The following is a 23,571-nucleotide window of genomic DNA, read 5'->3' as shown; positions in this document are numbered from 1 at the left end:
AGCGAGTCGCTAGGGCAGGGTGTTGTTGCCCCCTAAAGACCGGACACGGTCTCCTGGGTTGATCGGGCGATGAACTCGCGCGGCGAGCGGTAGCCCAGCGCGCGATGAGGGTGAAGGTCGTTGTAGTGCGCCAGCCAAACGGGAAGCTGGCGCAGCACGCTTTCAGCATCCGGCAGGATCGAGACGCGCACGTAGTCGCGCTTCAAGGTCCGCACGAACGCCTCGGCCATGCCATTACTCTGAGGGCTCTCCAGCGGCGTCGTTTTCGGCACCAATCCGAGGTCGCGAGCGAAGCGGCGCGTGTCGCGGGCCAAGTAGCAGCTGCCGTTGTCGGTCAGCCACTCGATCAGGCTCGGCAGCTGGTTGACTGGCCCGAAGCGATGCTCGACGGCCGCCACCATCAGGTCGCGGACGTCCTCGCCCGTGATGCCCGCCGTGGTTGCCACGTAGCTCATCGCCTCCCGGTCACAGCAGTCGAGCGCGAAGGCGACCCGCACCCTCTCACCGTTCTCCGCCGCGATCTCTAGCCCGTCCGAGCACCAGCGCGTGTTGCGGACGGCCACCGCCACCTTGCCCTCATGACGGCGCGTCTCGGCTCCGCCCGCGTGTCGCTGAAGCAGGAGGTCGTGCGCCTTCATGACTCGGTAGACGCGCTTCACGTTCGGCGCAGGCCGGCCGTCCCGCTCGGCCTGCCGGCGCAAGAGGGCGTGGACGCGCCGATAGCCGTAGGTCGGCAGATCCGCGATGAGCGCCTGGATCGCGCCGAGCAGCTCGGCGTCGGGTGCAGGCGGACGACCGCGTCGCGCTATGGGCTTCCGGGCGGGGGCCGTCTGCCGGGAGGAGGCGAGGTGCGGGCGCGATAAGCCCAAAGCCGAAGCCACCGCGCTCACCGGCCGTCCCCCAGCCACGAGGTCATGCGCAGCGGCAACTTTTTGGGGGCGGCGACCCGCTCCATCGCCTCGCGCAAGATCTCGGTTTCCAGCGTCTTCTTGCCCAGGAGCCGCTGTAGCTCGCGGATCTGCTGCAGGGCAGCGCGAAGCTCGGAGGCTGGCACCACCTCCTCGCCGGCCCCGGCGGCCGTGAGGGCGCCGCGCGCCATCAGCCGACGCCACGTGAACAGCTGGTTGGCGTTCAGCCCGTGGCGGCGGGCGACGAGCGAGACAGACTGGCCGGGCAGATACGTCTCCTCGACGAGGCGCACCTTCTCCTGCGTGGTCCAGTGCCGCCGGCGCTGGACGGAGGTGATCACCTCGACGCGCTCGGCGCGGGGCGGATCGTTAAAACTCACCATAGGATCGGTCATAGGCACACACTTCCACAAGCGTGAGCCCGTGTCCGGTCATTTAGGGGGCTACTTCACAGGGCGGTCACAGCAACGATCGGCAGGCCATGAAGAACCCCTCTCGCTAAGACCGGCGGAAGCGTGAGTCGGGACGCATCGACGGTGCGCAGTTTCCACGCAGCCACTCTGGAAACTTTTGGCTGTCGCTGTTCGTAGAGCACACTGATGCTCACGTTCCGAGAGGCCAAGTTGTTGGATCGTCCTACTACGAGGTCTAACCGCACGCTTCGTTCGCGGCCCTCAGGACTGCTTGTCGTTGGGTCGCTCTTGATCGCAGTCGCATGGTGGCTGGTGATTCACGCAGTGATAGGGCGGGTCGTCTGGTTCTGGTAATGACTGCTGTTCGGTCAGTTTGGATCCTGCGGAGTCGTCAGGTACGAACTCACAATATATCCCGCCTGAAGAGCAGATATATAAGCGAGGATAATCAACAGCTTGGAGAGCACGAGCTCCCCCAGAAGCCCCCATAAAACCGTGGAGCCAAGAGCCACGACCGCGGCTGCCGTGATGATCACCACAACATCGTAACGAAGACCAATGCCGGCTCCTATCAAAAATAATAGGCCGGCTATAATCATTCGAATGGCCTTCTACTTCTGATTTGCTAAATTTTTAGGAACATTATCGCGCGTTGCTTGCGCACTCTAGGGGATGAGACACAGAAAATCTAGGCTGCTGCCTTATGGCGGCGCTGCAGAGGATAAGACATCTTCGGCGAGCCTCTGCTCAGCCTCTGCGAGGCCGTTGAGCGCGAACGTGACCAGCCTCACAGATCAGCCCGCGCACTTCACGCATCCGAGCGATCCCAGATTTGGAGATCGCGCCATGTTGGCCTCAATCACCCACGCCTTTTATCTCTGGCGCGAACGGCGCAGAGCGTATCAGGAGCTCGTGGCGCTCGATGACCGCCTGCTCGAAGACATCGGCCTGTGCCGCTATGAACTGGCCGAGCACTGCGCCCGCCTCTGGAGGTAAGAGCAGCCTTCGTCAGGCTGAAATTTAGAGTGCCGAAGCGACGACATCGGCTTCAGAAAGTGTGTGCATTCGCCCACTTTCACCCTCACGTTCACCGCCGTTTCAGCTGGGAGAAGTGCACACACCGCCTGTTGAATTCATTCATCTTTTTGCCAGAGGCAAATAACTTTTAATCTGTAGGTCCTGGGTTCGAGTTCCAGCGCGCTCACCAATCTTCTCAGAGGGTTAGCCTAGAATTTAGAGCGTCACCCGTGCCTAGTTGTAGGGGCGGGTAACGGCACGGGTAACAGCAGCCCAACCCCGCCACCCGATAAGCCTCATCCTTTGTGGGATGCTTGCGGTCAGAGCGCTCAGCAGGACGATTCCGTAGCCCGGGTGCTGCCTTGCAGGGAGGAGGCAGGGCGCGCCAGAGGCGGGAGCCCGGCCGCCTCGGACGGCGCTCCACAGGATTGACCGGCATCGCTCAAGAAGCCGGTGAGCGCCAGCGTGACCACCTTCACAGATCAGCCCATCCGCCCGGCGCATCTCTGCGGCCACTGGTCCGGAGATCACACCATGCTGACCTCGATCACCCGAGCCGTTCACCTCTGGCGCGAACGGCGCAGAGCGTATCAGGAACTCGCGGCGCTCGATGACCGCCTGCTCGAGGACATCGGCCTGTGCCGCCATGAGCTGGCCGAGCACTGCGCCCGCCTCTGGAGATGAGGCGCGCCCGCGGCTCGATCGGTCATGCCGCAGCATGATCCGAAGGCTGCCTGGTCGATACCTGAAGCGTCACCGCGAGGCGGGCAGCGAGCGCCGCGTTGTTCCTCACGAGGGCGATGTTGGTGGCGAGGCTGCGGCCGCCTGTCAGCGCGAGGATGCGGGAGAGCAGGAAGGGCGTCACCGCCTTGCTAGTGACCCCGGCCGCAGCAGCCTGAGCAAGGGCAGTCTCGATCAACCCAGCGATCTCCGCCGCGGGGATCTCGTCAGCCGGCGGCACCGGGTTCGCCACGAGGACGCCACCGCCTAAGCCTAGTTCCTCCTTGGTCCGCAGCAACTCGGCGATCGCCTCCGGTGTGTCGAGCCGCAGCGGCGAGGGCAGCCCGCTGTCGCGGCTCCAGAAGGCGGGGAAGCGATCGGTGCCGTAACTCACGACCGGGACACCGCGCGTCTCCAGATACTCCAGGGTGCGGGGTAGATCGAGGATCGCCTTGGCACCAGCGCAGACGACCGCCACCGGCGTGCGGGCGAGCTCGTCGAGGTCTGCCGAGATGTCGAGCGTCGCCTCCACGCCGCGGTGGACGCCGCCGATGCCGCCTGTGGCAAAGACCCGGATGCCGGCCAAGTGCGCGCAGATCATGGTCGCCGCGACCGTGGTGGACCCGTGCCGCCGGGCCGCCACGGCGTAGGGCAGATCTGCCCGGCTCAGCTTCAGGATGTCCGTCGCCGTGCCGAGCCAATCTAGGACGTCGTCGGGCAAACCGACGCGGATGCGGCCGTCGATGACCGCGATGGTGGCCGGCACTGCCCCGTTCTGCTGCACCACGGCCTCCACGTCGCGCGCCGTCTCGACGTTCTGCGGATAGGGCATGCCGTGGGTGATGATCGTGGATTCGAGCGCCACGACGGGAACGCGGGAGGCGAGGGCCGCCTGCACATCCGAGGCGAGATCAATGAGTGGATGAGACATGGCGGTGGCTCCGCAGAGACAAGCCGGATGAGGTAGCTTCTCCCGAGCTAACGTGCGCGGGTCCGTGATCGACCTGCAATCTCCGCAGGGTAGCAGTCGTGACCTACACAGGGCCCCACATCATCCTCGATGCGGTGACCTATCGCACGCTCGGCCGCGGCGAAGCAGGGCGCATCGTGACGATCCACGAGGTTGCCTATCAGGGCGTAACGGAGCGTCGATCGGACGGCTTCACGGTCCTGTCTGTTCTCAAGCCCGGTGCCTCGCGGACCTTCAGCATCGAAGTGGGCGCGGTTCTGTCTGTGTCGGCACATGGGCGCGTGTGGAACCCCGAGACGCAGGAGCGCCGCTGGCGCCTGCGCGCGGAGGAACTGCGTGCCTTTGCGGAGGAGCGCGAGGTCGCGGCGTGGGCGCAGCCCTACTTCGATCCAGCCAGTGACAAGCATCACCGCAAGCAGCCGGCGAGCCCGGTAGAACGACACTTCTCCAGCCCTGCTGAGCGCACTGCTTCGAGCTACAGGCGTGGCGGAGCCCGACGCCTGGACCAGGCACCCGCCGCCGATCCGCCGCGAGGAACCAAGAACGCGAAGCCCGGCGTGCTCGGAAGGCTGTGGCGGGGTTTGCTGGGGAGGCCCTGAAGCTTTGCTGTTCGTACACTCGTCAGCAGTGTGAGATTTTCTTCCACTCTGTGTCACGAGCGGGCGGCAGCCCACGGCCGGCAAGCAGACCTTCCGCTTTGCGCCCGTTATTGCCATACCACGGCCTTCGCCGCCGTCTCCAATGCGGACATCGGAACCGGTCGGATCACAGGTCTCAGAGGCGCCACTGTCGGACTTTTGCTGAAAGCCGCCAGTATGGCCGCTTGGCTCTCGAGAACTGACATTGGTTCAGCTGCCCGGCGGAGAGCCGGCCGTACCGGAGCACCATGTCGCCGCGCTCCCGTACCATCGGTTCCTGACCTGAGACGGCCTCAGGCTGCTACTCCAGAAATGCCTAAAAGAGGGGACATCCGCCACGCGTTCCGCCCCCGAGGCGCGGAACGCGCGACATGCCGCCCCGGCCGGCAACCTCCGCTTCGGACACAGGTTGGGGGACTAGCACCTCCGCGCGGGCCTGGAGCGAGCCTGGACGGCCCAGCCGCGCAAAAGGCGGCATGATTCGGAGGCGCGTAGCTTCGTGTATCGAGACATCTCCGGCCCGCCGGCCATCGACCTCCGGCTCCTGCAGGCGGCAGTCGAGGCGTCCGGCGAGGCCATCCTGATCACCTCCGCCGAGCTCGATGAGCCGGGTCCGCGCATCGAGTACGTCAACCCCGCCTTCACTCGCATGACCGGCTACGCGGCCGAGGAGGTGGTGGGTCGGTCCCCCCGCTTCCTGCAGGGACCAGGTACGGATCGCGCCGTGCTCGATGCCTTGCGCGCTTCCCTCGAAGCGGGCGACGCGGCCCAGGGCGAGGCGCTCAACTACCGCAAGGACGGCTCCACCTACGTGGTCGAGTGGCTGATCACCCCAGTGCGCGAGGCGGACGGATGCATCAGCCACTGGGTCTCGGCGCAGCGCGACGTGACCGAGCGGCGTGCCGGCGAAGACCGCCAGGCTATGATGGTGCGCGAGCTGCACCATCGGGTGAAGAACACGCTCGCCACGGTGCAGGCGGTCATGAACGCCACCGTGCGCTCGTCCCTCTCAGTCGCGGAGTTCACTCGGGCCCTGTCCGGCCGCATCGCATCGCTGGCCCGCACGCACGCTCTGATTACCGAGGACCTCGCCCAGGCGGCTTCGTTCGAGGGGCTGCTGCGGGCCGAGCTCGGGCCCTACGACGAGCGCGGCCGCCTGACGCTGGAGGGGCCGCGAGTGGTGCTGCCGTCCGAGCTCGCGGTCCCGGTCGGCATGACCCTGCACGAGTTGACCACCAACGCCCTTCGGCACGGCTCGCTTGCCGATCCGGACGGCAAGCTGCGGGTTATGTGGCGGATCGAGGACGGGCCGGTTGAGCGCAGCCTGCACTGGGACTGGGCCGAGTTCGACGGCCCCCGGTCGGGCACCCGACGCGCGAGGGCTTCGGCTCGCGCCTGCTGAATAAGGTCCTGGCGGCGCAAACGGGCGCGCAGGTCGACGTCGGCTTCGCACCCGACGGGTTGCGCGTCTCCGTTCGGCTTCCGTTGTCTGGGCCTCCGGGAGAGCCCTCGCGAGGCCGTCCGAACCGCAACGGGTTGCCTTGAAGCGGAGCGGCCCACCACACGGATGGTTCATAGAAGCGCAGTCGGATTGGGAGACGGCGACGCGGGCGGTTTGGCATGGTATCCCTGCGCCTCGCGAGCGACTTACCGGCACGGTCAGCCATCGCGCTTCGTCACGGAGCACATGATGAGCGTGAGCACGCCGCCGACGCTCGAAACCCTCGCGACGGCGCGGGCCGGTCGCACGCAACGCCGGCTCGCCGCCTTCATCAGCCTCGCCTTCGGCGCGGTCACGCTCGCGCTCCTTCCGTTCGCGAGCCGGCCCATGTGGCCGATGCCGGGCTTCGTGCCCGTCTACCAATCGGCCCTGATCGTGGTCTACAGCCTGACCACCTACCTCTTCCTCACTCAGTATCGACGCACCCGCTCGGTGCCGCTGCTCGTGCTCGGGACCGGCAGCCTTTACGTGACGCTGATCGTGCTCCTGCAGATGCTGTCGTTCCCCAACGTCCTCGCGCCGGGACGCCTTCTGGGCTCCGGTCCCGACACCACGACCTGGCTCTGGACCTTCTGGCACGTCGGTCCCCCGCTTTTCGCGCTGCCCTACGCCATCATGGAGGGCGATGGGCGCGGCCGTTCGGTGCCGCCGTCGCTCGTGAACAGGTTCGGTTGGCTCGCGGTCGCCGGGACCGTGGCGGCCGCCGCACTCACGGCGGTGGTGGTCACCCGTTACGTCCACCTCCTGCCGAAGAGCGTGGAGGGCGACGACTACTGGCTGCTGACGACCTCGGGCGTCGGTCCGGCCGTCGTCTCTCTGACGGTGCTCGCCCTCGCGGTGCTGTGCTGGACCACGCGCCTGCGCACCGTGCTGCAGCTTTGGCTGGCCGTCTCGCTGCTCCTGCTCGTGTTCGACAACATGGTCACCCTGCCGGGGGCGGCGCGCGGCACGGTCGGCTGGTTCGCGGGACGGCTGGAGGCGCTCGTCGCAGGCTTCATCCTGCTTGGGGTCTATCTGCGTGAGGTCGACTTCCTCTACGCCCGGGCCGAGGCGGCGGCACAGGAGCGTGAGGCGCGGCGGGCGGAGCTGCAACTGGCGCGCGACAATCTCGCCCTGGCGCTCGAAGCTGCCGAGATGGGCGACTGGGAGCTCGATCTACGCAAGGGAACTTCGCGCCGGACGCCGCGCTACGACGCGATCTTTGGCTATCGCGAGCCCGTCACTCAGTGGGATGCCGAGACGTTCTTCCGACACGTCGTGCCCGAGGACCGGACGCACGTTCGGGCGGCCCTCAACGGGGTCGGCGCAACCGAGCGCCTCGACCTGCGCTGCCGGATCCAGCGGGCCGACGATGGCGCGACTCGCTGGATCGCGCTGCGTGGCAAGGCCTACGTCGACGAAGCAGGAGGGGTGCGGACAATCGCCGGCATCGTCATGGACACGACGCAGCAGCACGAGGCCGAGGAGCGCCTGAACCAAGCCCAGAAGTTGGAGGCCATCGGGCAGCTGACCGGCGGCGTCGCCCACGATTTCAACAACCTGCTGACCATCATCGTGGGCAATCTCGACATGATCGTGCGCAAGCCCGACAACGCGCAGCGCGTGGAACGCCTCGCGGCCTCGGCGATGACCGCGGCCAAGCGCGGGGCCGAAGTCACCGAGAAGCTGCTGTCCTTTTCGCGCCGGCAGGTGCTGCGGCCGGAGACGGTCAACCCGAATCGCCTGCTCAAGGACTTCCGGGCCCTTCTGCAGCGCGCGGTCGGCGAGGCCGTCGAGGTGCGGCTCGACCTCGATGCGAGCCTCGACCCGGTGCGGCTCGACCCTGGCCAGTTCGAGAGCGCGGTGCTCAACCTCGCGGTGAACGCACGCGACGCGATGCCCGGCGGGGGTAGCCTGACGGTGAAGACCTGCAACGCGCACCTGGACGCGCAGGAGATCGCGGAGCGGCCGGACCTGCGGCCCGGTGCCTACGTGCTCGTCTCCGTCTCGGACACCGGACAGGGCATGGATGCCGGCACGCTCGCTCGCGCATTCGAGCCGTTCTTCACCACCAAGGATGTCGGCAAGGGTACCGGCCTCGGCCTGAGCCAGGTCTACGGCTTCGTGCGACAGGCCGGGGGGCATGCGCAGATCAAGAGCGAGGTGGGCCGAGGCACCTCGGTTGAGCTCTACCTGCCGCGCTCGGCCGAGAAGGCGGTGGAGAGCCGGCCCGACGGCCCGCTGCCGCTGCGGCGCGCCGCCTCGGGCGAGGTGGTCCTGGTGGTCGAGGACGAGCCGGCGGTGCTGGAGATGGCGGTCGAGAGCCTGGGCGAGCTCGGCTACCGGACGCTGACCGCGACGCGGGCCTCCGAGGCCCTGGAGCGCCTGCGCGGGCCGGAGCGGATCGACATCCTGTTCTCGGACGTGGTGATGCCCGGCGGCATGAACGGGGTGCAGCTCTCGGTCGAGGCACGCCGTCTCCGGCCTGGAGTACGCGTTCTGCTGGCCTCCGGCTACACCGGCACGGCTCTCGACGAGCAGGGCGTGCCGGCCGACCTGCCGCTCCTCAGCAAGCCCTACCAGCGAGACGAGCTCGCCAATAAGCTCCGGGTCGTCCTCGGCTGAGCGCCGACACCCCCGCGAACGTCGGGATGGCCGGCCAGGAACCGGGGTCGGCGAGCGGACTTGGCTCACTGAGCCGGCGCTGCGGCCGGCAGCGAGGAACACCGCCATGTCGAGCGACACCGACAAGCACCGCGAACTGCTCAGCGCCCTCAAGGCGGCCCAGGGAAAAGGAGGCGCCGCCTTTGAGCAGGCCGTCACGGCCGCCCTCGAGCACGTCTTCGACCACTTGGACCGCCTGAACTCGCATGTCGCGCTTGGCGGTCCAGACGGTGAGGAACGCCACCTGAAGCCCGGCGAGTCCCCGAGCCTGCGATAGGGGCGGCACGATGGAGCAGCCGACGGAGGCGGTCCGCAGGCCGCGCCTCGTCGGCATGAATCACGTCGCGCTGGAGGTGGGCGACCTAGAAGCGGCGCAGTCCTTTGACGGCGCGATCTTGTCGGATACGCTGCGTGGCCGGGCGGGGAATTGGCCTTCCGCGAAATTGGCGAGCAATTCTTTGCGTTCACCGAGACCCCGGCCGCGTCTGAGCAAGCCGACCGACAACGCCTACATCGAGGCGTTCAATGGCCGCTTACGGGCGGAGTGCCTGAACGCCTCGTGGTTCCTGTCGCTGGCCGATGCGCGCGAGCGGATCGAGGACTGGAGGTGCCACTACAATGAGGACCGACCCCACACGGCCCTGGGCGGCTTGACGCCCCGAGCCTTCGCCAACCAAGCTGTCAGTGCCCGAAAACTTGCATAGGCCCTGGACCACAAATCGGGGCAGCTCCATGAGACCCGGAGGCTCACCCTTCGGCCGGACCAAGATCCGGGGGACCCTCACAGTCTCTTCCGCCGAGCACAATATCGCTGCGTCGCGTTAGAGGCCCGTTTGATCTGTGATATAGCGAGGGCATGCAAAAGGCTCTCGCGCATCCGTTCACGATAACCGTATCGGCAGACAAGCCTCCCCGCAGCACCTTCTCGTGGGCCGTCCGGCATCGAGGGGGAATCGGGGGGAAACAGTCGCTGATTGCCTACTCCACCTTCGAGGAGGCGCGTCTCGCCGGCAAGGCTGCCCTCGATGAGATGGTTGCGGCCTGGAGGATTGAAGCGGTCCCCATTACAGCCACCTGAACCCTACGGCCCGCGGCGGGCGTGGCGTGGCTTCACGTATATCCTCGATCTCTCTGGCACAGTGAGCGCCCCCTCATTGATCTGTGTCGGTGCATCATCTGAGTAGGGCGTTAGCGGGAGGGGCATCCAATGGGTCGGGTCCTTATACCGCGTAAGCATGTACCCGCTGTCTGCCAGAGAGACGATCCATTCCTCGCTCCTGCGACAGGCCACAACAACGAGAGGGCAGGTGATTCCGAAGGCGTATTCGGCCCAATCGACTGTACCGCCGCTCAGCAAGAGCCATGTGTCATCGCGCGGGGCTGTTTCGATCGGTTGCCATTCCGACATAGCTTGCCTACCGGCCGGGGGGTCGCATCATCGGCTGTTGAAAGGGATTGCGTCAGACAAAGCGCCCTCAAGATAGTTGCTACGGCGCGCAGCAAGCATCACGTGGGAGCCCAATGTGAGGGTCCTGCAGGCGCGTCCCCGAAGGATGTGCCCTCGATTAGCGTCCCGATCAGGCGGAGAAGCTCCTGATGCTCCGGGCCACCACCTCCGACGAGGAAGGAGCCGAGCTCGATCTCGGTTGGCCGTCCGCCGGATGGCTGATTTGGCACTTGCAAGACGACAGGGCTGCCTGTCGTGGCGCTCCGGGCCAGGAACCACTGATCTCCATTGCGGCTGGCGTAGAGCTCTCTCCGGTCGGCCGTCATCGGGGGCTCCTCCTTGACATCCTGAGTTGGCATCTCCCCGCTTACGAGACGAGGGCGAGTTCGCCTTCCAGAACGGCGCGCTCACCGGTGGCCGATTTTACTCGGTACGCTGGCTCGCCCGAACGCTCCTCCGGCATGAGCCGCACGATCTCAACAGTGCTGCCAACAGCACTCCCGCGATCAGCGGAACCATACCGCTGGACCTGCCGCACCCGCTGACCAATCTTGAATTTGTGAGACATCTGCAATTCTCCTGATCTGGCCACTCCGCGGAACGTGGCCGCACTACCGGCGCACTCTCGCTTTGGGGGCAGCGAAGCGCGCGTCCCAGGCCGCCTTCTGCTCGGCAGCGAGCGCGACCTGACGCTCCAGTTTCTCCGCATCCTGACGGGCAGCTTCAGCTGCCTCCCGTTCCCGCGCAGCAAGCGCCTCAGCCTCGCGCTGAGCTTCGGTTGCGAGACGAGCCAACTTTCGCTCGTTGGTGCGAACCTCACGGGCCTGGATGATCGCGCGTCGCGCGGATTGACGAGCGAGCACGGCCGGATCGCCGGCGGCAGGACGTACTCGCAACCGTGCGACCGTGGCTTGGCGCGCCTTCGCGGCGGCCTCAAGACGATCAACGAGTTGGTTGGCTTTGAATTGACTCACGTAAAATCCTTATGGCATCGCGGCTGTGCGCGGATGGCAAGTAGTGACAGAAGCCGTTCCGAGATCGGAGCGGGTTCGGCGCTCGGAGCAGAAACGTCGGGCTTTAGGCGGCTTTCAGGTTGCCGGCCGACTGCTTACCCGAGTGGCGATCCGTCTCCATCTGGTAGGAGCCCTTCTGACCTTCATTCAGGCTCTGCATCCCGGCGCGCTCGACCGCCGAGATGTGGACGAATACGTCCTTGCTGCCGTCCTCTGGCTAAATGAAGCCGAGGCTCTTGCGCTCGTTAGACCATTTCACATTGCCGGTATTCATAGGTATTTCCGCATCTTGCTAAGCAAAAGGGTATGGCAAGCGCATGCGGGCACGCGCTCAGTCGCTTATTATCGAAATAAGGAAGAAATGCAGATCACGCGTCGATCAGGCGGCACGGCCGGATATCTGGCTTAAGATCGATATCTATTATCTATGTGATCAAGGAAAAATTTGCAACCGAGCGGAGTATGTTTTTCAAAAATATATAAATCTTTGTCCATTGGAGATGGAAGCGCTGCTATTTTTGCAGAACTTTCTTTCGGCTGGGGGCAAGGTTTGATCGAGACGTCAGCGAGACAGATGGGGGCTGCGGCAGATTGAGGATGACCTTGCGGCCCCTGCGCATCCGCACGGCGCCCTTCACCTTGGACCTGAGACAATCCTGAGTGCCCACAAGCCCTACGTGAGGTCGTGAAGCACTGGCTACGCCTCGTGCGTCGGTGTGGTAGCTCCCGACTGCAGCACTTCTTGGATTGTGCCGGCAATCGCGGAGCCCGTCTTCAGAGGCCGACACTGACCGCACCGGCGTCCGCAGCCTCGGAAATTGTTGCTCCTTCCTGCAATGCCTTCGCAATGACGGTAGATATCTTATCTACATCATCCACGCGCCTGACCCCATGAGTATAAATATATCTTTCTTCGGGATCGAGTTTCGCGTTGTAACCGCTCGGAAGCCTCTGATCCAATCGGCATTCAAGCAATTTTACTGCTTCAGAATATTTTTGCTCAAATTTGTCCATGCCGTATATGTCATTATTTTGAAATTTGCCTCCTTCCTTCTCTCTGGCGGCCTGACGGCTAAGTTCAACTGCGTGTGCTGATGGAGACAGTAATTTATATTTGGTAGTCAGCGTCGCAACGAGAGTTATTAGAAGCCTCGCGAGGCTGAGAAGGGCAGCAGTTAAACGCCACATGGAGCGACCTCACTGAGTGCGCCCCGACGCGGACGTTCAAGGCTAGGGCACGGCTCCAAGTTCCAACCCTGCGGGTCAAGGTGCACTCGCCTCACGGTGGAATGGGAGCTGGCAGGGCTGCTCGGCTGCATCGTAGACGTTAAGGTCAATGAGCTTGCGGTTCTCCTCAAGCTGTTTCAGCCGGCACAACTCGCTCGTGCCGAGGCCACCGTAGAGCTTCTTCCAGCGGTAGTTCGTCTGCTCGGAGATGCCCATCCGGCGCAGCGCCTCCGCGACTGGCATTCCGGTCTCGGCCTGCTTCGGCGCGAAGGCGATCTGCTCTTCTTCACGGCTCTGCTCCTCCCGTCAGGGTCTCACAAAACCGGAAAACTCGCACTCAGGCCGAACCAAAGCCACAGGGGGACGTCAGGCAGAGGGCTTGCGTCGATGCATTGGCTTTAGACGTGTCGATCAACAAGCTGCAAACGTTCACCGAACTCGATCGTCTATTTCTTGTTCGCAGATCTCACAACCGAGCTCACAATGTTCTTGAGTGATGGTGCTGCTGCGATAATCTTTGGAACGGGCTTCTTTTGCTTTTTCGCTTCCCGATTGCCGCGTTTCTTTTCAAGTGCCATTTTGTCGATCCTTGGTCTTGAACGTCAAATTACGGTGGTGCCGAATTTGCGACTTGATCTCTGCGCCAAATCTCGCAAGTTGAATAGATTGACGTGGGGCAAGAAGGCACTCAGAATTAAACCTCCGGCTGCCGCAGGCCGACCTTAGGATGCTATTTGCTACTCGCGGGGACTTTGTGCAGCTAGAAAAGAAGCATGCGTTTTATCTACCTTCGCAAGCACAGACGCATGCGCATGGGGAGTATCAGCAGAAAGTCCGCCGATCAATTGCATGACAGTGAATTATCATGCGCCACTTAGATCTGGAAAGATAGCCTCTTAGGCAAATAAATTTTTGCACATCCGCGCGAGACGGAACACCTGAACGGAGATACACTCCTACGCCCACAGGAAAATTGGCGCCATGGATATCGTTCTCAGCCCCACCGGGTCAGCCGGTGTTGAGTGGACACTCAAGGACCGCCTTGGCCGACCCATTGGCAAGGTTGAGAAGTCTACCTCGTCTGGCACTTTCGAAATTCTGCCGAATGGCGGCAGTAAACTGGTTGGCATCATGCATCTTCATCCCACGCTGGATGACGTTATGACTGCTATTGAGAAGCGGATGGGGGGAGCGTGTCAGCTCGACAGCCAGGATTGGGATTGATGAAGATGGCGGCTTTACACAAGTAATTGAAATGATTTGCTAAAGCGGCGTCGTTCTTTTCTCCCGTGAACGGCTGATTTTGTGATTTCTCATCTACAAAGTTTTGCGACATCAGCCTTGTGCGCCAAGATAAGATTATATCGCCGCCTCCTGACACCGATGTGTCCGTCGTCAGATGATTTGAGACGATCTGGGACGCTCAGGAACGGAGGCTCTGGTCCACCTGGGTTGAGAGGTTAGGCAGCCCGCGCGTGGTGGCGCAAGCGGCGGTCGATGAGGGTCTGACGCTTGATCTGCGCCCGCTCGCGCAGGATGCCCTCGCCGCGGCCGAGATAGACGTCAGCGGGGGTGAGATTGCCCAGGCTCTCGTGAGCTCGGACGTGGTTGTAGTGCTCCACGAAGGCGGCAACCCGGGCCTCCAACTCGCCCGGCAGGTAGGCGTGTTCGAGCAGGATGCGGTTCTTGAGCGTCTGGTGCCAGCGCTCGATCTTGCCCTGCGTCTGGGGATGGCGCGGCGCACCGCGGATGTGGGTCATGCCTCGGCTGCCAAGCCATGTCGCCAAGTCACCCGCGACGTAGCTCGATCCGTTGTCGGTCAGCAGCCGCGGGCGATGCGCCACCGGCACCTGATCGAGCCCGGCCGCGGTCAGCGCCAGATCGAGCGTGGCGGTGACGTCGCTGGCCTGCATCGTGGCGCAGAGCTTCCAGGCCACGATGAAGCGCGAGAAGTCGTCCAGCACCGTCGACAGGTAGTACCAGCCCCAGCCGACAACCTTCAGGTAGGTGAAGTCGGTCTGCCAGAGCTGGTTGGGCGCCGTGGTCTTGTCGCGGAACGCGTCGGCGGCCTTGACGACGATGTAAGCGGGGCTGGTGATCAGGTCCTGGGCCTTGAGCAGGCGGTAGACGCTGGCTTCCGAGACGAAGTAGCGCCGCTCGTCGGTGAAGCGCACCGCCAGTTCGCGTGGGCTGAGTTCCGGCTCCTCCAGCGCGAGGGCGACGATCTGCTCGCGGATCTCTGTCGGTAGACGGTTCCAGACCCGGCTGGGCCGGGATGGTCGGTCAGCCAATGCCTCGGGACCGCCTCTCAGGTAGGCGTCGTACCAGCGGTAGAACGTCGATCGGGTGATGCCGAGCTTCTCCAGGGTGCGGCGCACCGGCAGGTGGGATTGCTCAACCAGCCGGATGATCTCCAGCTTCTCAGGGGCTGGGTACCTCATGCCTCGTCGTCCCCAGCCCCGCTCATGCTTTTTTTGAGCAGGCGGTTCTCCAGGAGGAGATCGGCCACAACCTCCTTCAGCGCGCCCGCCTCGCGGCGCAGCTCCTTGACTTCGTCTGCTGTCGCCGCCCGCGCCGTGTCGCCCGCCAGCCGCTTCTTACCGGCTTCCAGGAACTCCTTGGACCAGCCGTAGTACATCGAGCTGGCGATGCCCTCGCGCCGACACAGCTCGGCGATACTGTCCTCGCCGCGCAGGCCCTCCAGCACGATGCGGATCTTCTCCTCGGCCGAGAACTGCCGGCGGGTGGCCCGGCGGATGTCTTTGATCACCGCGTCTGCCGGCTTGCGTGCCAGTCCGGATGTCTGCTTCATCGTCGTGCCTCAGGACTACGATGAACCAGCCATCCTCCGTTCGTGAAGGGCCTCGATGTGTCTCAGGAGCGCTGACGGCGGACAATGGCGGCCGCGCGCGCCGGAGGATGCGATCAGCCAAGCTCAGCGTCAATGCAGAGGGACATTCACTTGTGTGATCAATCGTAGCGACCTTATCTCGGCCACGAAATTCCCTGAAATACGCCCACTGCTCGCGCAGGTCGATGTTCTCCTCTGCGACGAGGATGTTCGAACGCTCAGTGGAGAGCGGCGCGATCCGGCTTTCAACGGTCGCTGGGACCCCGATGCCAGTCTCGGACGTCCGCCCTCGTCCCTCATTCTCTTTCGAACGAACCTGATCGAGGATTGCGGCGGGTGGCGCGGCCCGTCTGAGGACGGATATGCGTGCCGGTTGCTTCAATGGGACCTTCTGCTGCGTATCGGCCACCACAGGCGAGACGTCCGGATCGAGCACGCACCGGTCGTCATGGTCCATCGACGGGAGGTGCCGGCGCACGCGCTGAAGCCGTCACCGAGCGTCATGGAGGCGATCATCAAGCGCTTCCTGAACGAGACGGGACAAGGCTCGACCGTTCAAGCGACAGGCTCCTCTTCCGGCACATTGCGCCTACGCTACCAGCGCGCGAGCACCCCGAAGGCTTCGATCATCGTACCGACCCGTGACCGGATCGAATTGCTGAAGCCGTGCATCGAGAGCTTGCTCTCGCAAACGCGCTACCCGCATTTCGAAGTGCTGGTCGTCGACAACGAGAGTTCCGAACCGGAGACACACGCATTCCTGACGCACGCCGCATCAGATCCTCGTGTCCGACCGATACGCTGCAAGGGCGTCTTCAACTGGGCGTTGAGCAATAATGTCGGCGCGACTGACACGGACGGCGAAGTCCTGATTTTTCTTAACAACGACACTGTCGTCATCAATGACGATTGGCTTGATGAGCTTATCTCTCAGGCATTGCGTCCAGAGATAGGCATCGTGGGCGCCAAGCTCTATTATCCCGATAATCGGGTTCAGCACGCCGGCATAGTGGTTGATCGCGACGGAAATGCGCTGCACGGGTGGCGATATGCTCTTCGCGAGGATCCAGGATACCTCGACCAACTGAGTATCGTGCGGAGTGTGTCGGCCGTTACGGGAGCCTGCATGGCAATCCGGCGAGACGTCTTCAGAAAGCTCGGCGGTTTCGACGAGACCCTTCGCGTTGCCTGGAATGACGTGGATCTCTGTTTGCGAAGCTGGGCGGCAGGCTACCGCGTGATCTGGACACCCCACGCTGAACTCTACCATCACGAGGGCGGCACGCGATCGTTCGATTCATCACCTCAGGATGAGGCTCGGGCCGTCCGTGAGACGGATCAGGTTCGGAATACCCATCGTGCGCTGCTGCCCGCGCTGAACTTTCAGAGCCCCAATCTCCTGTGCGACCGCGATCAACCTTACCTCTCGACACGTGTGCTCGCAGATCTCGCCGAGAGGCATCCCTTTGAATCCTCGTTGACGAGGGCTGCATCATGACGGGCGGTGACGGGGTCGGATTCGTCAGAGCCCGGTACGCGGCGGCTCATGGCCCGTCTGAAACGTCAGGTTGAGCGGGCGGGGGCGTCTGACGACGGAGGGGAAGGTCCAGCGCGACGGGCCAGCACCGGCACAGCGCCATCGACGCTCTGAGTGTCGGGCATCACCACGGGGATCAGCCGCCAGGCGATGCCGCCGCGCAGGACGCGGCGGATGGCATTCAGAACCTTCCGCGTCATCTGGACCGATCGCCGGCCGCAAAGGGCAGGGTTGGGCATCCGTTCAAGGGCAAGCTTGGCATTATACCGCCGCCGGTCCCCAGGCTCTGTGCGATTTTCCGGCTTGCTTCAGCGTTCGAGATGGATTTTCATCGTTGAACCAAGCTGTTCTCGCTCGAGGTGATCACTCGAATGGCGATGGATCAGGTTCAAGGGCCCGTACCCTCGTCCACGCCGCTGGAGCGCGACGCCCGCTTAGCGTCCACTGATCACAAAGTCGCGCCGAGCGAGATCGCCATCGGCGTCATCATCGGCCGCGCGGCCGAGTATTTCGATTTCTTCGTGTTCGCCATCGCTTCCGTGGTGGTGTTCCCCAAAGTGTTCTTTCCCTTCGCCGAACCTGTGACGGGAACACTCTATTCCTTTGCCATCTTCTCGCTGGCCTTCATCGCTCGACCGGTCGGCTCGATCATCTTCACGGCAGTCGACCGCCGGCATGGCCGTGGCGTCAAGCTGACCATCGCGCTGTTTCTGCTCGGCTTCTCAACCATGGCGATCTCGTTCCTGCCCGGCTACGCGCAGATCGGTGCTTGGTCGCTGTACCTCTTGGGCGTCCTGCGGATCGGACAGGGCTTGGCCCTCGGCGGCGCCTGGGACGGGCTCGCGTCCCTTCTCGCGCTCAACGCGCCGATCGAGCGACGGGGCTTCTACGCCGCCCTTCCGCAACTCGGAGCGCCCTTCGGCTTCATCGTGGCAGGCACGCTGTTCTCGTTCTTCCTGCTCAACCTGCCCGAGGCCGATTTCCTGGATTGGGGCTGGCGCTATCCATTCTTCTGTGCCTTCGCCATCAACGTCGTGGCCCTGTTCGCCCGATTGCGGCTGGTCGCGACGGATGAGTTCGCGCGCCTTCTCGAATTGCGCAGGCTCGAACCCTCCCCCATCCTCCCGCTGATCCGGGGGCATGCGGGCGATCTCCTCCTCGGCGCCCTGATCCCGCTGGCGAGCTTCGCCCTCTTCCACCTCGTGACCGTGTTCCCAATCAGCTGGATCACGCTGTTCACGCACCGCTCGGCGGGCGAGTTCCTGATGGTGCAGTGCTCGGGCGCCTTCATCTGCGCGGGCGCCATCCTGGCCTCGGGCCTGATCGCCGACCAGATCGGCCGCCGCATGCTGCTCCTGATCTCGGCGGGCCTGATCGCGGTCTTCGCCGTTGGAAGCATCATCGCCCCCCTGCTCTTCGAGGAGAATGCGATCGGCCAGACGATCTACGTCAATGCCGGGTTCGCGCTGCTCGGGCTTTCCTACGGGCAATCGTCCGGAGCGGTGACGTCGCGCCTGGAGCAGCGCTATCGCTACACCGGGGCGGCGCTCACCAACGACCTCGCCTGGCTGCTCGGTGCGGGCTTCGCTCCGCTGATCGTCCTGTATCTCTCGGCCCGGTACGGACTGGCCTGCGTCGGCCTCTACCTGCTGTCCGGCGCGCTCACCACCCTGCTGACGCTCAGCGTCTCCCGCTCGGAAGTCCGGCAGGTCTGATCCGTGCGGACGATCCCGCCCCCGTTTCATCGAAGCCCCCGTCGCCGCACGGCGTGGCGCGGGTCCAGGGAGTAAGCATCGTGGCCGTCCTGCCCATCCCGTCGCCCGCGGCCCGCCGCCCTCGCGGCTCTCCGGCACGGACGTTTCTCAGCGGCGCGCTCCTGCTCGCAGTCGCGACGTTGCTCGGCGGCTGCAACATGATCGTGATGAACCCGGCAGGCGACGTCGCGGTGCAGCAGCGCAACCTCATCATCGCGTCCACCGCGCTCATGCTGCTCGTCATCCTGCCGGTGATCGCGCTCACCTTCCTGTTCGCGTGGCGCTACCGCGCATCGAACACGGAAGCGACCTACGACCCGGATTGGCACCATTCGACCCAGCTCGAAGTGGTCATCTGGACGGTGCCGCTGCTCATCATCCTCGCGCTGGGCGCCATGACCTGGGTCAGCACGCACACCCTCGATCCCTTCAAGCCGCTCACGCGGCTCGCTCCGAACAAGCCCGTGCCGGCCGATGTGAAGCCTATGACCGTCGAGGTCGTCGCCCTCGATTGGAAGTGGCTGTTCATCTATCCGGAGCTCGGCGTCGCGAGCCTCAACGAGATGGCGGCGCCAGCGAACGTGCCGATCACCTTCAAGATCACCTCCTCCTCGGTCTGGAACACGTTCTACGTCCCCGCGCTGGCGGGCATGATCTACGCCATGCCGGGCATGCAGACGCCGCTCCACGCCGTCATGAACAAGGAGGGGGAGTTCCAGGGCCTCTCCGCGCATTACAGCGGCTCGGGCTTCTCCCGCATGACGTTCGGGTTCAGGAGCCTGTCGCGCGAGGGCTTCGACGAATGGGTGGCGAAGGCCAAGGCGTCCGCGGCGGTGCTCGACCGCGATGCCTACCTGAAGCTCGAGAAGCCGAGCGAGGCGGTCCCGATCCAGCATTTCGGGACGGTCGAGAACGGCCTCTACGCCGCCATCCTCGGCATGTGCGTCGCCCCCGGTCAGATGTGCGTCGGCGAGATGCACCACATCGACAGGGCAGGGGGCGCGGGCCGGGAGAGCGAGGCGAACCGCGAGCGGCTCGACTACGACAACCGCCGCGCCTGGAGCGGCCACGAGGCGCCCGGAGCCACCTTCCCGGCCTCGGGCCGAGCGCCGAGAAGCACCGTCCAGCCCGAGGGCATGATGCCCCGCGATCAGGACAAGAGCCGCGGCGGCGTCAATGAGCCGAAGACCGAGCCCGATCAGGGGCAGGGCAACGCCCTGCCGGGCGCTGACCGGGCGCCCGCGCCGGCTCAGTTGAACAACCAACCCACCGAACGTCACCCGCACTGATCCGAGCGAGCATTCGCATGGCCTCGAACCTCGATCTCCAGCAGCTCATCTTCGGGCGGCTGACGCTCGAAGCCATCCCCTACCACGAGCCCATCCTGCTCGGGACCTTCATCATGGTGGCGCTCGGCGGCGCGGCGCTGCTCGGCGCCGTCACCTGGTACGGGCAGTGGGGTTACCTGTGGCGGGAATGGTTCACGAGCGTCGATCACAAGAAGATCGGCATCATGTACGCCGTGCTCGCCATCGTGATGCTGCTGCGGGGTTTCGCCGACGCGATCATGATGATCACGCAGAAGGCCCTCTCCGTCGGCGCCTCGGAGGGCTACCTGCCGCCGCACCATTACGACCAGATCTTCACCGCGCACGGCACGATCATGATCTTCTTCATGGCCATGCCGTTCGTCACCGGCATGATGAACTACATCATGCCGCTGCAGATCGGCGCCCGCGACGTCGCCTTTCCCTTCCTGAACAATTTCAGCTTCTGGATGACGGCAGGCGGCGCCGTCCTCACCATGCTGTCGCTCTTCGTGGGCGAGTTCGCGCGCACCGGCTGGCTCGCCTATCCCCCCTGTCGGGAGCGGCCTACAGCCCCGGCGTCGGGGTCGATTACTACATCTGGGGCCTGCAGGTCGCGGGCGTGGGCACCACGCTCTCGGGGATCAACCTGATCGCCACCATCGTGAAGATGCGGGCCCCCGGCATGACCCTGATGAAGATGCCGATCTTCTGCTGGACGACGCTCTGCAGCAACGCCCTGATCATCACGATCTTCCCGGTCCTGACGGCGACCTTGGCGCTCCTTACGCTCGACCGGTACGTGGGGACGCACTTCTTCACGAACGATTACGGCGGCAACTCGATGCTATACATGAACCTCATCTGGATCTGGGGGCATCCGGAGGTCTACGTCCTCGTTCTGCCCGCCTTCGGCATCTACTCGGAGGTCGTGTCCACGTTCTGCGGCAAGCGCCTGTTCGGCTACACCTCGATGGTCTACGCCACGGCCGTCATCGCGCTCCTGTCCTGGCTCGTCTGGCTGCATCACTTCTTCACGATGGGTGCGGGTGCCAACGTCAATGCCTTCTTCGGCATAACGACGATGATCATCTCGATCCCGACGGGCGCGAAAGTGTTCAACTGGCTCTTCACGATGTATCGCGGACGCATCCGCTTCGAGACGCCGATGATCTGGGTGATGGGCTTCATCCCGACCTTCGTGCTCGGCGGGTTGACCGGCGTGCTGCTCGCGGTGCCGCCCGCCGATTTCGTTCTGCACAACAGCCTCTTCCTGGTCGCGCATTTCCACAACGTCATCATCGGCGGCGTGGTGTTCGGGCTGCTCGCGGGCGTCAATTACTGGTTCCCCAAGGCCTTCGGCTACAAGCTCGACCCGTTCTGGGGAAACGTCTCGTTCTGGTGCTGGCTCACCGGATTCTGGGTGGTGTTCACGCCGATCTACGCCCTCGGCCTGATGGGCGTGACGCGGCGGACCCAGCATTTCGAGGACGTGACCCTGCAGCCCTACCTGACGGTCGCGGCGATCGGCGCCTTCATCATCATGGCCGGGATCGCGGCCTTCGTGGTCCAGCTCATCGTCAGCTACGTCCGGCGCGAGCAGCTGCGCGACCTCACCGGCGATCCCTGGGGCGGCCGGACGCTGGAATGGTCCACGTCCTCGCCGCCGCCGCCGTACAATTTCGCCTTCACGCCCGTGGTCCACGAGGTCGATGCGTGGTGGGACATGAAGCGGCGCGGCCACGACCGTCCCCGGGAAGGTTTCGCGCCGATCCACATGCCGCGGAACACCGGTGCCGGCGTCGTCCTCGCCGCCCTCAGCACGATCCTCGGCTTCGCGATGATCTGGTACATCTGGTGGCTGGCTGCCCTGTCCTTCGCCGGCCTGATCGCGGCGGCCATCATCCACACGTTCAACTACAACCGGGACTTCTACATCCCGGCCGAGGATGTCGTCCGCGTCGAGAGGCAGAGAACGGCGCAGCTCGTGGGAGGGGTCTGAGCCGATGCACGAGGTGACTGCCCCGCCCGGCGCCACAGCCCCGGTCTTCTACGAGCGAGAGGCACATGCCCACGGCGACGGGGGCACGCTGATCGGGTTCTGGCTCTACCTGATGAGCGACTGCCTCATCTTCGCGATCCTGTTCGCCACGTACGGCGTACTCGGCCGCAACTACGCGGCCGGACCGTCCGGGGCCGATCTGTTCGACCTGCGGCTCGTCGCCCTGAACACGGGTCTCCTGCTCCTCTCCTCCATCACCTACGGCTTCGCCATGCTGGAGATGGACAAGGACCGGATCGACACGACCCTCCGCTGGCTGGCCGTCACGGGCCTGTTCGGGGCGGGCTTCCTGGCGATCGAACTCTACGAGTTCACGCACCTGATCCACGAGGGCGCCACGCCCCAGCGCAGCGGCTTCCTGTCCGCCTTTTTCACCCTCGTCGGCACCCACGGCCTGCACGTCACGTTCGGGACCCTCTGGCTCGTCGTCCTGATGGTGCAGGTCCGCCAGCGCGGTTTGATCGCCGAGAACCAGCGCCGGCTCCTCTGCCTGTCGATGTTCTGGCACTTCCTCGACGTGGTCTGGATCGGCGTCTTCACCTTCGTCTACCTGATGGGAGCCATGCGATGAGCGCGGTGAGCGGGGCCGGCTTCGCCCGGACGTCGCGGGAGGAGGGTGCCGGACACGGAACCGCGCACGGGGACCATCATCCGCACGGGGCGCACGGGACGTTCAGGGGCTACATGACCGGCTTCGTGCTGTCGGTCATCCTCACCGCCATTCCGTTCTGGCTGGTCATGGGCGATGTCCTGAAGGACACGTTCATGACGAGCATCGTCGTCATGGCGCTGGCGGCGGTGCAGATCGTGGTTCACATGATCTACTTCCTGCACATGAACACCAAGTCGGAGGGCGGCTGGACCTTCCTGGCCCTGGTCTTCACGCTGACACTTGTCGTGATCACGCTCGTCGGCTCGATATGGGTCATGTACCACATGGATCAGAACATGATGCCGATGTCGCCGCACGAGGCGCTGCAGAGGCCCTGACGATCGGGCGGGGCGCTCGTCGCCGGGCAGATCCATCGCTGCAGCGGGACGCTCGAACGGATCGCGCGTGGGCATGCAAGGGATGATCGGCCGCGCGGAGTGCGGGAGGCGCTGTTTCAGGTGGCACAACCAGCAGGACATGGACGTCCGACGCAGCCTTTACGGGACCAAGTCAGTCGATGAGCTTGGTGCAGGGCCTCTGTTTCACGGTCGCCTTCCTCGCGCCGCTCCCGCCGGAGTGGTCGGGGCAGGGCAGGCCTGAACTGCCGAAGCTGAATTGGTGGATCGCTGGCTTGACGGCTTGGTTCCTGCTGGCCGTCACGTTCATGCCGTTGAGCCTCGCCCTCGCCGAGCACTGGGCCCTCCAGCGGATCGGTGCGAGCTGCAAGGCGACGGGCGGCCGGATCGCGCTCGCATCCAGGGAGGACAAGCGTTCGTACCGGTGCGACGCGGCGCCTGGACGTTCACAGATCAGCCCTTAGGTCGCGGCGATCCGGGAGCGCCGATCGGCTGCCGGGCTCCGAGGGTCATCGGCATCCGCCTCCGGCAAGGCAGACAGGGCCGGCGCGACAC

21 protein-coding genes and 4 pseudogenes are annotated in these 23,571 nt (G+C 64.4%); 15 read left to right on the top strand and 10 right to left on the bottom strand.

From position 1 onward, the window contains the following. Window positions 1-32: 32 nt before the first annotated feature. Together DK389_RS28680 and DK389_RS33125 are read right to left on the bottom strand one after the other, a co-directional pair. Window positions 33-1,291 (bottom strand): IS3 family transposase gene (locus tag DK389_RS28680; RefSeq protein ID WP_418291960.1). Its coding sequence is split into 2 segments (ribosomal slippage): window positions 33-949 and window positions 949-1,291, totalling 1,260 coding nucleotides; the frame shifts between segments, so codons are not numbered across the junction. Between the two features lie 398 nt (window positions 1,292-1,689). Continuing rightward, window positions 1,690-1,857 (bottom strand): hypothetical protein, encoded by a 168-nt coding sequence (locus tag DK389_RS33125; RefSeq protein WP_162560930.1) that lies wholly within the window; start codon window positions 1,855-1,857, stop codon window positions 1,690-1,692. A 310-nt stretch (window positions 1,858-2,167) separates the two neighbouring features. Between DK389_RS33125 and DK389_RS33120 the strand changes: the two genes are divergently transcribed. Then, a complete protein-coding gene (locus DK389_RS33120; protein WP_162560929.1) occupies window positions 2,168-2,317 on the top strand; it encodes a DUF1127 domain-containing protein in 150 nt (49 codons plus the stop codon). Window positions 2,318-2,872: 555 nt separating this feature from the next. Next, window positions 2,873-3,022 carry a DUF1127 domain-containing protein gene (locus DK389_RS28670; protein ID WP_109894874.1) on the top strand — a complete coding sequence of 50 codons (150 nt, stop codon included), beginning with the start codon at window positions 2,873-2,875 and terminating at the stop codon, window positions 3,020-3,022. A 22-nt stretch (window positions 3,023-3,044) separates the two neighbouring features. Here DK389_RS28670 and DK389_RS28665 read toward each other — a convergent pair whose 3' ends face one another. Next, entirely contained in the window at window positions 3,045-3,989 is a 945-nt protein-coding gene (locus tag DK389_RS28665) for a pseudouridine-5'-phosphate glycosidase (protein WP_109894872.1), read from the bottom strand. 98 nt (window positions 3,990-4,087) lie between these two features. Here DK389_RS28665 and DK389_RS28660 point away from each other — a divergent pair, with 98 nt between their 5' ends. The 5 genes and pseudogenes from DK389_RS28660 to DK389_RS28640 all read left to right on the top strand — a co-directional run. After that, the gene (locus DK389_RS28660; protein ID WP_109894870.1) at window positions 4,088-4,627 is read left to right on the top strand and encodes a hypothetical protein; all 540 of its coding nucleotides are present in this window, start codon (window positions 4,088-4,090) and stop codon (window positions 4,625-4,627) included. Between the two features lie 538 nt (window positions 4,628-5,165). Next, entirely contained in the window at window positions 5,166-6,068 is a 903-nt protein-coding gene (locus DK389_RS28655) for an HWE histidine kinase domain-containing protein (RefSeq protein ID WP_236960418.1), read from the top strand. Between the two features lie 285 nt (window positions 6,069-6,353). Then, window positions 6,354-8,771 carry an MASE4 domain-containing protein gene (locus DK389_RS28650; protein WP_109894868.1) on the top strand — a complete coding sequence of 806 codons (2,418 nt, stop codon included), beginning with the start codon at window positions 6,354-6,356 and terminating at the stop codon, window positions 8,769-8,771. Between the two features lie 106 nt (window positions 8,772-8,877). Continuing rightward, window positions 8,878-9,087, top strand: a complete 210-nt coding sequence (locus tag DK389_RS28645) for a hypothetical protein (RefSeq protein WP_109894866.1) — start codon at window positions 8,878-8,880, stop codon at window positions 9,085-9,087. 205 nt (window positions 9,088-9,292) lie between these two features. Next, window positions 9,293-9,514: pseudogene (locus DK389_RS28640) on the top strand (integrase core domain-containing protein); the annotation flags it as partial. A gap of 1,110 nt (window positions 9,515-10,624) precedes the next feature. Here DK389_RS28640 and DK389_RS28625 read toward each other — a convergent pair. The 5 genes and pseudogenes from DK389_RS28625 to DK389_RS28610 form a co-directional block, all read right to left on the bottom strand. Then, entirely contained in the window at window positions 10,625-10,825 is a 201-nt protein-coding gene (locus tag DK389_RS28625) for a hypothetical protein (RefSeq protein ID WP_109894862.1), read from the bottom strand. A gap of 43 nt (window positions 10,826-10,868) precedes the next feature. After that, the gene (locus DK389_RS28620; protein WP_109894860.1) at window positions 10,869-11,231 is read right to left on the bottom strand and encodes a DUF6481 family protein; all 363 of its coding nucleotides are present in this window, start codon (window positions 11,229-11,231) and stop codon (window positions 10,869-10,871) included. A gap of 103 nt (window positions 11,232-11,334) precedes the next feature. Further along, window positions 11,335-11,544, bottom strand: a pseudogene (locus tag DK389_RS28615) (cold-shock protein). Window positions 11,545-12,044: 500 nt separating this feature from the next. Next, window positions 12,045-12,458: a hypothetical protein gene (locus DK389_RS33115; protein ID WP_162560928.1), complete on the bottom strand. Its 414-nt coding sequence runs from the start codon at window positions 12,456-12,458 to the stop codon at window positions 12,045-12,047. A gap of 150 nt (window positions 12,459-12,608) precedes the next feature. Beyond that, window positions 12,609-12,773 (bottom strand): annotated as a pseudogene (locus tag DK389_RS28610) (transposase); the annotation flags it as partial. Between the two features lie 705 nt (window positions 12,774-13,478). Between DK389_RS28610 and DK389_RS33110 the strand changes: the two are divergent. Continuing rightward, window positions 13,479-13,721 carry a hypothetical protein gene (locus DK389_RS33110; protein ID WP_162560927.1) on the top strand — a complete coding sequence of 81 codons (243 nt, stop codon included), beginning with the start codon at window positions 13,479-13,481 and terminating at the stop codon, window positions 13,719-13,721. Between the two features lie 236 nt (window positions 13,722-13,957). On the opposite strand, the gene DK389_RS28605 is transcribed toward DK389_RS33110, so the two are convergent. Beyond that, window positions 13,958-15,309, bottom strand: a protein-coding gene (locus DK389_RS28605; RefSeq protein ID WP_109889188.1) for an IS3 family transposase whose coding sequence is annotated in 2 segments (ribosomal slippage) — window positions 13,958-14,971 and window positions 14,974-15,309 — 1,350 coding nt in all. Because the reading frame shifts where the segments join, the coding sequence is not laid out codon by codon here. Window positions 15,310-15,463: 154 nt separating this feature from the next. Here DK389_RS28605 and DK389_RS28600 point away from each other — a divergent pair. Further along, window positions 15,464-16,846: a glycosyltransferase family 2 protein gene (locus tag DK389_RS28600; RefSeq protein ID WP_162560926.1), complete on the top strand. Its 1,383-nt coding sequence runs from the start codon at window positions 15,464-15,466 to the stop codon at window positions 16,844-16,846. A 65-nt stretch (window positions 16,847-16,911) separates the two neighbouring features. Here the strand turns inward: DK389_RS28600 and DK389_RS28595 are convergent, their stop codons facing one another. Continuing rightward, window positions 16,912-17,085, bottom strand: a complete 174-nt coding sequence (locus DK389_RS28595) for a transposase (RefSeq protein ID WP_162560925.1) — start codon at window positions 17,083-17,085, stop codon at window positions 16,912-16,914. Between the two features lie 171 nt (window positions 17,086-17,256). Between DK389_RS28595 and DK389_RS28590 the strand changes: the two genes are divergently transcribed. The 6 genes and pseudogenes from DK389_RS28590 (at window position 17,257) to DK389_RS28565 (ending at window position 23,480) form a co-directional block, all read left to right on the top strand. Continuing rightward, on the top strand, window positions 17,257-18,600 hold the full coding sequence (locus DK389_RS28590) for an MFS transporter (RefSeq protein WP_109894854.1): 1,344 nt from the start codon (window positions 17,257-17,259) through the stop codon (window positions 18,598-18,600). Window positions 18,601-18,680: 80 nt separating this feature from the next. Further along, window positions 18,681-19,928, top strand: a complete 1,248-nt coding sequence (gene cyoA / locus DK389_RS28585; protein ID WP_418291981.1) for a ubiquinol oxidase subunit II — start codon at window positions 18,681-18,683, stop codon at window positions 19,926-19,928. Window positions 19,929-19,945: 17 nt separating this feature from the next. After that, window positions 19,946-21,948 (top strand): annotated as a pseudogene (gene cyoB, locus DK389_RS28580) (cytochrome o ubiquinol oxidase subunit I). 4 nt (window positions 21,949-21,952) lie between these two features. After that, window positions 21,953-22,579, top strand: coding sequence for a cytochrome o ubiquinol oxidase subunit III (cyoC, locus tag DK389_RS28575; RefSeq protein WP_109894850.1), 627 nt, complete (start codon window positions 21,953-21,955; stop codon window positions 22,577-22,579). Then, window positions 22,576-22,998 carry a cytochrome o ubiquinol oxidase subunit IV gene (gene cyoD, locus DK389_RS28570; protein WP_109894848.1) on the top strand — a complete coding sequence of 141 codons (423 nt, stop codon included), beginning with the start codon at window positions 22,576-22,578 and terminating at the stop codon, window positions 22,996-22,998. The genes cyoC and cyoD overlap by 4 nt, the downstream gene beginning before the upstream one ends. 179 nt (window positions 22,999-23,177) lie before the next feature. Further along, window positions 23,178-23,480, top strand: coding sequence for a hypothetical protein (locus DK389_RS28565; protein WP_109894846.1), 303 nt, complete (start codon window positions 23,178-23,180; stop codon window positions 23,478-23,480). Window positions 23,481-23,571 lie beyond the last annotated feature (91 nt).

The organism is Methylobacterium durans (assembly GCF_003173715.1).
In the GTDB taxonomy this organism is placed as follows: domain Bacteria; phylum Pseudomonadota; class Alphaproteobacteria; order Rhizobiales; family Beijerinckiaceae; genus Methylobacterium; species Methylobacterium durans.
The sequence above is the reverse complement of the archived record's forward strand: the minus strand, read 5'-3'. Positions and strand labels throughout refer to the sequence as shown.